Consider the following 11,352-nt stretch of genomic DNA (forward strand, 5'->3'; position numbering starts at 1 on the left):
CTAATCGGATTTTGGACGGCTATTCGACCCGATAAACGGGACGAAAAGCGCCATCCGAGAGGGAATCGGCGGGATCAGCCAGTGGTGCAGACAGCGTCAGAATGGGTGGCCCCATCACCCGCGGGCACTGCTCGGCACTGGCATCAGGGTGTTGCAGCAGGCAGGCCGCCTGAGCCACTGCAAGGCGCCCCTGCAGCCGCATCTGATCGCTGTTGGCGGCCAGGATTTTGCCCCGGCGCAAGCCCCGCTGTACGCCGTGGCTGAAGTAAGTGCTCAGCACCTGGGGCCTGTCGAGATGGCGCTGTGCCAGCTCGTTGACCGCCACTTCGGCGGCGATGGCGCCCCCCACCAGATAGTCGAGGTCGGAATAGCGGGCCAGCATCTTCTGCACCAGGGTACGCTGGATTTCCCGGCTGTTGTCGCCGCGCTCGGTGGTGACCAGCTTGATGGCGCTCCCCTTGATGGCATCGGCAAAGCCCGGCTCGACGAAGTTGTTGCCGCCGCTCGCTTGCGGGCCGGGGAAGAGGGCGACCGAGACCGGTTTGCTGCCTGCGGGGTGGCGCTGCGCCAGCCAGTGGCCAATCTGCCACCCCATCTGGTACCAGGAGACCCCCACCTTCGCCTGCACCAGACCGCTGGGTAGATCGTTGACCAACCCAAAGACCGGCAGCGGCGTGACCTTGATTGCCTCGCGCAAGCCCTGATAGCTCACCGCGCCGAGCAAGATGGCGTCGCTCCCTTCCTGCACGCAGCGCTGCAACTGCTGGCGCTGCTCGGCGAGGGCGCCATAGCCCCCCGCTTCATGGATCTGCAACTTGACTCCCAGCCGCTTCGCCTCGTCCACCATGCCCTGATTGACCGAGAGCCAGTAGGCGTCGCGCAGATGGGGGTAGAGGGCACAGAGGGTCAGTGGTTTGGTTGCGGCGGCGGGTTCCGGCCACTGCTGGCGTACCGGTTGGCCGCTGAATTCACCGCTGGGCCAGAGATCCACCGCAAAGGCGAGAGTGGCTCGGGGAAGCATTAGCAACCAGATCAGCAACAACGGGGAGAGATAGACGCTTCGCATGGTCAGAGGTTTTGTTAAAGTGTTGGGCCATATTATCCGGTCAAAGCCGACCACAACCAAGGGACTTACCGTGAGAATCTTTTCCGGCCTGGGTGGCAAGTTGCTGCTGGCCTTCTCCCTGATGGCATTACTCACACTGAGTGCCTCCCTGCTGGGTTGGGTGGGGCTTAGCCATCTGCGCCAGCTGGAGCAAGGGGTGCAGCAGACTCTGGCCGACCAGGAGCTGGCGCGCACGCTCTCTCGTCTCAGCAGCGAGGTCCAGAGCGCGTCGCGGCTGCTGGCCACCGCGACCAGCGAGCAGGAGCGGGAGCATCAGGGGCGCTTGCTCACCCTGCAGGGACAACAGCTACAACAGGTACTGGCACAACTTGGCCGTGGGCAGGGTTCAACAAGCCTCGATCAGCTCAGTCAGAGCATCATCGGCAATCTGGGTCAGCAGGGCTGGCTGGTGGGAGAGCGCCTGACCCTGATGACGCAGGGGGAGGCGCAGCGGGCCCGTCTGGTGGCGGCGGCCGGACAGATTGCCGAGCTGGCACGCAGCCAGATGGAGAACGCCGAAACCGTGATGGTGGCGGGATTGGGTTCCCTCTACCAACAGCAAGGCGTGCAGGCGGCCCGGACGCTGGACCGCCTGCTGGAGCAGGATCTCGACTGGCAGGAGCAGATGACCGAGCTGCGTCATCGCACCCTGATGCAGCAACAGCGCATCGAAGAGATGTGGCGCAGCGATCGACAAGAACAATTGCAAACGCTATTGCAAGAGGGGCTGCGGGAGTTGGCCATCTTGCAACTGCGGGCCGGAGCGGTGACCGATCCGGCTCGCCGGCAGGCGGTGGAACAGGCGCTGACCGTGCTGGCGCAGAGCGACAAGCTGGTGCAACTGCGCAGTGACTGGCTCGGCAAGGGGGAGGCGCTGCAGGTGCTGGCCAATGCCAATGAAGCCCTGATGAGCAGCCTCAACCAGCAGGTCGGTGAGCTGGTCAGCCGTGCCCGCGATTCGCTGGGGCAGAGCCAGCAGGCGTTAAGTCAGCGCCTCAGGCTGCTGGAGCAGGCGCTGATGGGCATTGGCCTGTTTACGCTGGTACTGCTGATGCTGTTGATGTGGCGCATGGTCTATGGCCGGATCGTCTGGCCGCTGCAACGGGCGGTGGCGGGGATGAGCCGGTTGGCGCGCGGAGATCTGGCTCCCCTTGAGCCGATCGCCAGCACCGGGCGTGATGAGCTGGCGGAGCTGGGACGGGCCCTGCAGGTGTTTCGTGACAATGCGGTGGAACTGGGCCGCTATCAGCGAGAGCTGGAGTCGTGGGTCGAGGAGCGCACAGGCCAGCTCAGCCACGCCAACGAGCGGCTCAATGAGGAGGTGGAGAAGCAGCGGCAGGCCCGCGCCGAGGCCGAGCAGGCCAACCGGGCCAAGTCGGTGTTTCTCGCCACCATGAGCCACGAGATCCGCACCCCCATGAACGGCATTCTGGGCGGTCTGACGCTGCTGGAAGATACCCACCTCAGCGAGCCCCAGCAGCGCTATCTGGCCGCCATCGAGCATAGCGGCGAATCCCTGCTGGAGATCCTCAACGACATTCTCGACTACTCCAAGATCGAGGCAGGCCATGTGGAGGCACGCCGTGAACCCTTCCCCCTGTTCCAGCTGGTGAATGAGCTCAGCGCGTTGTTTCGGCCAAAGGCAGCGGCCAAGGGGGTCACCCTGGCGCTGGAATATGCACCCGAGCTGGCGCCTGTGGTCGAGGGGGATCTGGGCAAGCTGCGGCAGGTGCTCGGTAACTTACTCGGCAATGCAGTCAAGTTTACCGCCCGTGGCCAGATTACCCTGATGGTAGCGCCGCTTGTCTGCCAAGGCCCTTGCGCCGAGCCCTGCATCCGCTTCGTGGTGCGCGATACCGGCCCCGGCATTCCGGCCGATGAACAGGAGGCGGTGTTCGAGGCGTTTCACCAGCGCAAGCGCGATATGGGCCATCAGGGCGGCACCGGGCTGGGACTGGCGATCAGCCGCAAGCTGGTGGCCGCCATGGGGGGCGAGCTTATCCTAGCTAGCGAACCGGACAAGGGGAGTGAATTCAGCTTCAGCCTACCCTTGCAACGCTCGAGCGCCCAGCTGCCTGCCGAGGCGCAACCGCTGCACCTTGGTCAGTCCCGCGACATCCTGCTGGTGGAGGATAACGAGATCAACCGGTTGGTGGCGCACGGCATGCTGACCCGCCTCGGCCATCGCGTCACCCTGGCGGAGGATGGTCGCAGCGCGCTGGCGCTGGTGACCGAGCGCCCCTTCGAGCTGGCGCTGCTCGATATCAACCTGCCCGATATGGACGGGATGACCCTGCGCGAGGATCTGGCTGCCATCAGTGAAGAGATGCATGAGCGCCCGTTGCCTGCAATCGCCATCTCGGCCCAGATGTATCCGGAGGATATCCGCCGCTGCCTTGCAGCCGGGTTTGTCGATTTTGTCGGCAAGCCGGTGCGGCTGGCCGCATTGGCAACAGCCATTGTTCGTCAGTTTCAGGATAAGAGTTTACCACAGGCCAAAATGGCGCCGGTCGAGACCAATCCTATGAGGCACTGGAACATCAATCCAGTGTTGGATACCGACTTGCCTCTGCTCGGTATGGTGAAAATAAGGGAACTCATCGAGTTATTTGAAACACAAGGTACGATTATTATTGCTGAAATTATAGCAAGCGAGCCTAAAGAACGGGCATCACTGATACACAAACTTAAAGGAAGCGCCTTAAGCCTTGGTCTTGATATGTTTGCGAAACATTGCTCAGACTTAGAATCAGCTATTGGAAATCCTGTCGAACTGGAAACAACATTTAAAGTAGCCGTCAGAAACTTAGAATGTTGGCTCGAAGCAAATCATGAAGCCCCATAAATTAGGCTATGTCCCAATTACGTGTTGCATGGGGTGCCCCAGCGCCTCATGCAAGCAACGTGAGATATTCACTTCCCGCCCATAGCGCTCCAACATCCTGCGCCAACCCAGATAATTCCTCAGATAGTGGGTCGCTACCCCATGGAACCGCTCCATCCACTCCTTCAATCGCCTGTGGTACCCGTTCACATGTTGGATGTGATATGCACCCACCACCCGCTCTCCTGCACGATTGCGCACCACTTGGTGTGTTATCCCCAGTCCCTCGCTGAAACTCGCATACACCCCCGGCACCATCGCTGCACAGGACGGCATACGGGGCGATAAGCGGCTGAAGCACCGCCTTCACTTGCCCTGGCATTCAGCCGTTCCAACTGGAAGTCAGCCAGGTGGCCTACTCGGTCTTGCACCACCATGACTGGGATGTAATCCGGCCCTGTCCCCCGGGTACGGCCTTTGTCTCCACGATGGCGGGCCGGGCGGGGTAATCCGGCTGTCCTTTGAACGACTCAAAAGTGTCTAGAGAGGCCGGGGCGATTCACAACGCCAGCAGTGCATTACTACACAACACTAAGGGTTCACTTCAGGATTGGCGGGCTTTTTCATGCTGGCAGGCGTCCTCAGGCGGCGACCAACGACTCCAGATCGCGCCGGCTCAGGCGCTTGCTGTCCACCTTCACATAGACGGAGCGCTCGGAAGCGGCCAGCAGCACGTCGCTCACCCCCTCGCAGGCGCGGATCTTCTGCTCGAGCGCCGTGTCGGCCTCCACCCCTTCCGGCAACACGATGCGCAGGCTGCTCACATAGGGGGGCTCGGCCATGGTCAGGCTCACCCCGAGCCAGACCAGCGCCAGCACGGCGCAGCCGCCAAACACCAGGGGGCCGCCACCCAGGCTGTAGAGCAGGCCGCCGAGGCTGCCGCCGATGGCCACCCCGATGAACTGGCTGGTGGAGTAGATCCCCATGGCGGTGCCCTTGTAGCCGGGGGGCGACTCCTTGCTGATAAGAGAGGGCAGCAGCGCCTCCATCACGTTGAAACCGATGAAGAAGATCTGCAGGCCGGCGAGCAGGCCCCACAGCTGCAGGCCACTTTGCCAGAGCACCAGCTCGGCAACGAGCATCACTAGCACGCAGATCTGGAACACCCGCTTCATCTTTCTGCGCTTCTCGGCATAGATGATGAACGGCACCACGCTGACGAAGGCGATCAGCATGGTGACCAGATAGGCCTGCCACTGACTGTCGCGGGGCAAGCCCGCGCGCTCCAGCAGCGGTGGCAGCGCCACGAAGCTCGACATCAGCAGGGTGTGCACGCAGAGGATGCCGAAGTTGAGCTTGAGCAGGCGCGGGTTGGTCAGCACGGTGCGCATCCCCCCCTTCACCATGCCGGACTCGCGATTGAGCAAATGGCCGCTCGGGGTCGGCACCAGCCAGAGGGTAACAGCGATACCCCCAAGTGCCAGCAGCGCGATCAGCCAGAACAGGCCGGAGAGCCCAAGCGCATGGGTGATGAGGGGGCCGGTCACCATGGCGATGGCGAAGGTGATGCCAAAGCTCACCCCGATGAAGGCCATCGCCTTGGTGCGGTTCTGCTCGCGGGTGAGATCCGACAAGAGCGCCATCACGGCAGCCGAGATGGCGCCGCTGCCCTGCAGGGCGCGGCCGAGGATCACGCCCCAGATGGAGTGGGTCAGCGCCGCGATCACGCTGCCGAGGGCAAACATCAGCAGTCCGCCGACGATGAGGGGCTTGCGGCCCACCTTGTCGGAGAGCAGGCCGAACGGGATCTGGAACAGCGCCTGGGTCATGCCGTAGATGCCGATGGCCAGGCCGATGAGCGCCTCGGAGGCCCCCGCGAGAGACATGCCGTAGGTGGTCAGCACCGGCAGCACCATAAACATGCCGAGCATGCGCAACGAGAAGACGGAGCCGAGCGCCCAGGTGGCACGGCGCTCGCCCCTCGTCATGGTGAAATCATTCATGATGGCCTCGATAGGTCAGGGAAAAGGAAGACTCAAGGGGTGGCCGACACGCGCCATGCCACACCCGACAGAGGGGAAAAGTGCCCGACGGGGCGGCCCCATAATAACAGAGCCGGGAAGGTTCCCGGCTCTGGATTCTATTGATTTTCCCGCGTCGCATCACAACACGGAGCATGACAGGTATGCACCTTAGGGCAGCATGCTCACCAGCACCGCAGGCTCGGCCTCCGGCTGGAAGTCCACCGACATCATCACGCTGAGACAAGTGATGGTGACGATGGAGAACATGAACAGCTTGCGCGCCCAGAGGGAGTCATCCACCGCCGCCTTGTAGCCAGACAGCGCCATCCCCAGCCACCAGACGCTCACTGCGGTGGCCACCACCAGATACTTGTAACCGGCGTAACCGCCGAGGAACAGCATCAGGGTCGGCACCATGAAGGCCAGGATGTAGAGGGTGATGTGGAGCTTGGCCACCGGGATCCCCTTCACCACCGGCAGTACCGGGATGTTGGCCGCCTGGTAATCCTTGAAGCGGAAGATGGCGATCGCATAGGAGTGCGGCATCTGCCACAGGCTGAAGATCGCCAACAGGATCAAGGCGCCAGAGTCGAACTGACCGCTCACCGCGCAGTAGCCGATGACCGGCGGCGCGGCACCGGAAAGGCTGCCGACCAGGGTGCCGTAGACCGAGTGACGCTTCATGTAGAGGCTGTAGACCCCCACATAGACAATGAAGCCCAGCACCGCCAGCAAGGCGGCCAACGGATTGGCCGCAAAGTAGAGCAGTGCAATGCCCGCAATGCCGAGCGCGGTGGCGTACCAGAGCGATACGCCGGGGGCGATCAGACCCTTCACCAGAGCACGGTTCTTGGTGCGCTCCATGATGCAGTCGATGTCCCGGTCGATGTAGTTGTTGAACACGCAACCGGAGGCGACCACCAGTGATACACCAGCCATGGTCAGAATGAACAGGGGCACATCCAGGCTCCCCTTGGAGGCCAGCAGGAACCCTCCGATAACCGAGATGAGGTTACCGAAGATGATGCCCGGCTTGGTCACTTGCAGGTATTGCTTCATCATCATTGCCAACCTGCTCAGTGAACCATCATGTTGATGTTGAGGTTGTACATGATCCACAGGGAACCCACGACCACGATGGCGATGATGAGCACGGTAAAGATCAGTGCCACCAGGTTCCAGCGCTCCTCGGACGAGGTGTTCATGTGCAGGAAGTAGACCAGGTGCACGAAGATCTGCACCACCGCCATGCCGACCACGGTGGCCAGCACAGTGGTGTGGGAGGCGGAGCCATCCATCACCATCCAGAACGGCACCGCGGTCAGGATCAGGGACAGCACGAAGCCGATCAGGTAGCTCTTGGCGCTGCCGTGGCTGGCGCCGTGATTGTCAACGGAATGACTCATTTACATGACCCCCATCAGATAGACCACGGTGAAAACGCAGATCCACACCACGTCCAGGAAGTGCCAGAACAGGCTCAGGCACATCAGACGGGTACGGTTGCGATCGGTCAGCCCCTTCTTGGCGACCAGCACCATCATCACGATGATCCAGACAAGACCGCTGGTCACGTGGATACCGTGGGTGCCGACCAGGGTGAAGAAGGCAGAGAGGAAGCCACTGCGATCCGGACCATAGCCCTCGGCAATCAGGTGATGGAATTCATAGATCTCCATCGCGATGAAGCCGGCGCCGAACAGGAAGGTGATGAACAGCCAGGTGTTGACCGCTGCTACCTTGTTCTTGTTCATGGCCAGCATGCCGAAGCCGAAGGTGATGGAGCTCAGCAGCAGCAGCATGGTTTCGGCAAACACGAACGGCAGTTCGAAGATGTCCTTGCCGCTCGGACCGCCGGCAGTGCCGTTGACCAGGACCGCATAGGTCGCGAACAGGGTCGCGAACAGGATGCAGTCACTCATCAGGTAGATCCAGAAGCCGAATACCTTGTTGGCACCGGCATCGTGGTGCCCATCCTCATGGGCACCCTGGGTGTGATGTAGAACGTCAGTCGCCATGGAATTAAGCCACCTTGTTGATATTTTCAAAATGCTGACGCTCGATCCGCTCGATCTCGTCAATCTGCACGTAGTAGTCCACGTCGTCGTTGAAGCTGTGGATGATCCAGGTGGCGATCATGCCGACGAAGCCGGCGATGGCCATCCACCAGATGTGCCAGATCATGGCGAAGCCGAACACCACGCTGAAGGCGGCGATGATGACGCCGGCACCGGAGTTTTTCGGCATGTGGATCGGGTCATAGTGCTTGGGCTGCTGATAAGCGGAACCGTCCTGCTTGGCTTCCCAGAACGCATCCAGTCCCTTGATCTTCGGCTCGATGGCGAAGTTGTAGAAGGGAGGCGGCGAGGAAGTGGACCACTCCAGGGTACGACCGCCCCAGGGATCGCCAGTCAGATCGCGGTTCTTCTCGCGGTCGCGGATGCTGACCACGATCTGGATCACCTGGCACAGTACGCCCAGCGCGATGAGGCCGGCGCCGCAGGCAGCCACCACCAGCCAGCCGTGGAACTCGGGATCGATGTTCTGGCTGACGCGACGGGTCATGCCCATGAAGCCCAGTACGTAGAGCGGCATGAAGGCGACGAAGAAACCGGTGATCCAGCACCAGAAGGCACGCTTGCCCCAGACGTCATCCAGCTTGAAGCCGAACGCTTTCGGGAACCAGTAGGTGATACCGGCGAAGCAACCGAACACCACGCCGCCGATGATGACGTTGTGGAAGTGGGCGATCAGGAACAGGCTGTTGTGCAGCACGAAGTTGGCGGCCGGCACGGAGAGCAATACCCCGGTCATGCCACCCACGGTGAAGGTGATGATGAAACCGACGGTCCACAGCATGGGCGAGGTGAACTCGATGCGACCGCGGTACATGGTGAACAGCCAGTTGAAGATCTTCACCCCGGTCGGGATGGAGATGATCATGGTGGTGATGCCGAAGAAGGCATTCACGTTGGCGCCCGACCCCATGGTAAAGAAGTGGTGCAGCCAGACGATGAAGGATAGCACGGTAATGGCGATGGTCGCCCACACCAGTGAGGTGTAACCGAACAGCTTCTTCTTGCAGAAGGTGGCCACCACTTCGGAGAAGATCCCGAATACCGGCAGTACCAGGATGTACACCTCGGGGTGACCCCAGGCCCAGATCAGGTTGATGTACATCATCATGTTGCCACCCATGTCATTGGTAAAGAAATGGGTACCCAGATAACGGTCTGCGGTGAGCAGGGCGATGGTGACGGTCAGGATCGGGAAGGAGGCGATGATCAGCACGTTGGCGCACAGGGCGGTCCAGGTGAACACCGGCAGGCGCATCATGGTCATGCCAGGGGCGCGCATCTTGATGATGGTGGCGAAGAAGTTCACGCCGGTCAGCAGGGTTCCCAGACCCGAGATCTGCAGACTCCAGATCCAGTAATCGACCCCGACCCCCGGACTGAACTCCAACCCCGACAAGGGCGGATAGGCCAGCCAGCCGGTCTGGGCGAACTCACCGACCCCGAGGGAGACGTTGATCAGCACCACGGCCGCGGCGGTGAACCAGAAGCTCAGGTTGTTCAGGAAGGGGAAGGCGACGTCACGGGCACCGATCTGCAGCGGCACTACTATGTTCATCAGACCGATCACCAGCGGCATGGCCACGAAGAAGATCATGATGACGCCGTGGGCGGTGAAGATCTGGTCGTAGTGGTGCGGTGGCAGTATGCCCTCGCCGCCAGCCGAGGCCATGACCTGCTGGGTACGCATCATCACCGCATCGGCAAAGCCGCGCAGCAGCATCACCATGCCGAGGATGAGATACATGATACCGAGGCGCTTGTGGTCCACCGAGGTGAGCCACTCTTTCCACAGATATTGCCACTTGCCGAAATAGGTGATGAGCCCGGCGACGGCCAGGCCCCCCAGAATGATACCGGCTATCGTGACCATGATGATGGGTTCATGGTACGGAATAGCGTCGAGTGTTAATTTTCCAAACATCAGTTAGTACCCGCTTTCACAGTCTTGTCTGCCGGCATGTGGCCGGCGTGGTCCATCTGCTCGTCCTGGGCCTCATGGTGCATGGCATCGCCCTGCTCCATGCCTGCGTGGTTCATGGAGGCATCATGCTCCATCCCCTCGTGGCTCATGGACTCGTCATGGGACATCGCGGCCTGCTTTTCGCCGTGTTGCATGGCGGCTTGCTCGCCGTGCTTCATGTCGCCCATGAACTTGTTGATGATGTTGACGAACAGCTTGGGATCGGCGCTGGCGAAATACTCCACCGGGTGATTTTCGCTCTTCTTGGCCAGGGCATTGAACTCATCCATGGTGTTGAGCGCCTTGGAGGAGGCCTTCACCTTGGCAACCCAGGCGTCGAAACCGGCTTGATCCTGGGTCGCAATGGCGTTGAACTTCATGCCTGAGAAACCGGCGCCGCTGTAGCCGCCCGAGATACCCTTGTACTGGCCTGCCTCGTTGGCGATCAGGTGCAGCTTGGTCTGCATGCCCGCCATGGCGTAGATCTGGCCGCCCAGCTGGGGAATGAAGAAGGAGTTCATCACGGTGTCAGACGTCACCCGGAAATTGACCGGGGTGTTGACCGGGAATGCCAGCTCGTTGACCGAGGCGATGCCCAGTTCCGGATAGACAAACAACCATTTCCAGTCAAGGGAGATGACATCGACCTGGATCGGTTTCACCTCGGATTCCAACGGTTTGTAGGGATCCAGAGAATGGGAGGTTTTCCAGGTGATCACCGCCAGGATGGCGACAATAATGACGGGTACGGTCCAGACGACCGCTTCAATCTTGTTGGAGTGGGCCCAGTCCGGTGCATAGGTGGCCTTGGTGTTGGACGCTCGGTATTTGTAAGCGAACGCCACCGCCATCACAATCACCGGCACCACCACGATCAGCATCAAGCCGAGTGCGGTCAGTATCAGTGACTTCTGCTCCAGACCAACTTGTCCCTTGGGGCTCATCAGAGCCATGTCGCAGCCGCTCAGCAAGCCGGCAGTCGCGAGCAACAGCAAAGCGCCCAAGCCCCTCTTTACATCAAAAGGTCTCATGCAATGTCCTCATCTTCGCAGGGCTAAAGTTGTAAGAAAAACGCAGCATTCTATTTCACCCGGGGGGGATGTGAACAACATGAAAAATTAATCTTTCACTTGTGTGTGAATTGCGATTTCTGTGTGTTGCATGTTAATGCCTTGACGTCATGAAAATTATCAAAACCACCTCGACCCCCTTTCATCGCCAGCTGGTGCCATTTCACCCTGTATCTGTTTATTAAACAGACACTCCGTGATTTAACCATTTACTTAACAAGGACAAATGACACCCCTTTGTGGCTAGTCGACGAAATTCCGGGCTGAAATCCGTGCACATTTGGCCGCTCA

At 60.5% G+C, this 11,352-nt stretch carries 8 protein-coding genes and 1 pseudogene; 1 reads left to right on the forward strand and 8 read right to left on the reverse strand.

Going from position 1 to position 11,352, the window contains the following annotated elements:
- Positions 1-19: 19 nt before the first annotated feature.
- A complete protein-coding gene (gene torT / locus PG899_RS11170; RefSeq protein WP_024945047.1) occupies positions 20-1,066 on the reverse strand; it encodes a TMAO reductase system periplasmic protein TorT in 1,047 nt (348 codons plus the stop codon).
- 70 nt (positions 1,067-1,136) lie between these two features.
- Between torT and torS the strand changes: the two genes are divergently transcribed.
- Positions 1,137-3,950, forward strand: a complete 2,814-nt coding sequence (gene torS, locus PG899_RS11175; RefSeq protein ID WP_270697364.1) for a TMAO reductase system sensor histidine kinase/response regulator TorS — start codon at positions 1,137-1,139, stop codon at positions 3,948-3,950.
- 6 nt (positions 3,951-3,956) lie between these two features.
- Here torS and PG899_RS11180 read toward each other — a convergent pair.
- The 7 genes and pseudogenes from PG899_RS11180 to cyoA form a co-directional block, all read right to left on the reverse strand.
- Positions 3,957-4,461 (reverse strand): annotated as a pseudogene (locus tag PG899_RS11180) (IS1595 family transposase); the annotation flags it as partial.
- Positions 4,462-4,570: 109 nt separating this feature from the next.
- Positions 4,571-5,932 (reverse strand): MFS transporter, encoded by a 1,362-nt coding sequence (locus PG899_RS11185; protein WP_252410834.1) that lies wholly within the window; start codon positions 5,930-5,932, stop codon positions 4,571-4,573.
- A 189-nt stretch (positions 5,933-6,121) separates the two neighbouring features.
- Positions 6,122-7,018, reverse strand: a complete 897-nt coding sequence (gene cyoE / locus PG899_RS11190; protein ID WP_005302932.1) for a heme o synthase — start codon at positions 7,016-7,018, stop codon at positions 6,122-6,124.
- Positions 7,019-7,029: 11 nt separating this feature from the next.
- Entirely contained in the window at positions 7,030-7,359 is a 330-nt protein-coding gene (locus tag PG899_RS11195) for a cytochrome o ubiquinol oxidase subunit IV (protein WP_005302933.1), read from the reverse strand.
- Positions 7,360-7,971 (reverse strand): cytochrome o ubiquinol oxidase subunit III, encoded by a 612-nt coding sequence (locus PG899_RS11200; RefSeq protein WP_016351429.1) that lies wholly within the window; start codon positions 7,969-7,971, stop codon positions 7,360-7,362.
- Between the two features lie 4 nt (positions 7,972-7,975).
- Positions 7,976-9,952 (reverse strand): cytochrome o ubiquinol oxidase subunit I, encoded by a 1,977-nt coding sequence (cyoB, locus tag PG899_RS11205; RefSeq protein ID WP_270697365.1) that lies wholly within the window; start codon positions 9,950-9,952, stop codon positions 7,976-7,978.
- Positions 9,952-11,022 carry a cytochrome o ubiquinol oxidase subunit II gene (gene cyoA, locus PG899_RS11210; protein WP_270697366.1) on the reverse strand — a complete coding sequence of 357 codons (1,071 nt, stop codon included), beginning with the start codon at positions 11,020-11,022 and terminating at the stop codon, positions 9,952-9,954. Before cyoA ends, cyoB begins: the two co-directional genes overlap by 1 nt.
- Between the last annotated feature and the right edge of the window lie 330 nt (positions 11,023-11,352).

This window comes from Aeromonas sp. QDB39, from assembly GCF_027707585.1.
Taxonomy (GTDB): domain Bacteria; phylum Pseudomonadota; class Gammaproteobacteria; order Enterobacterales; family Aeromonadaceae; genus Aeromonas; species Aeromonas hydrophila.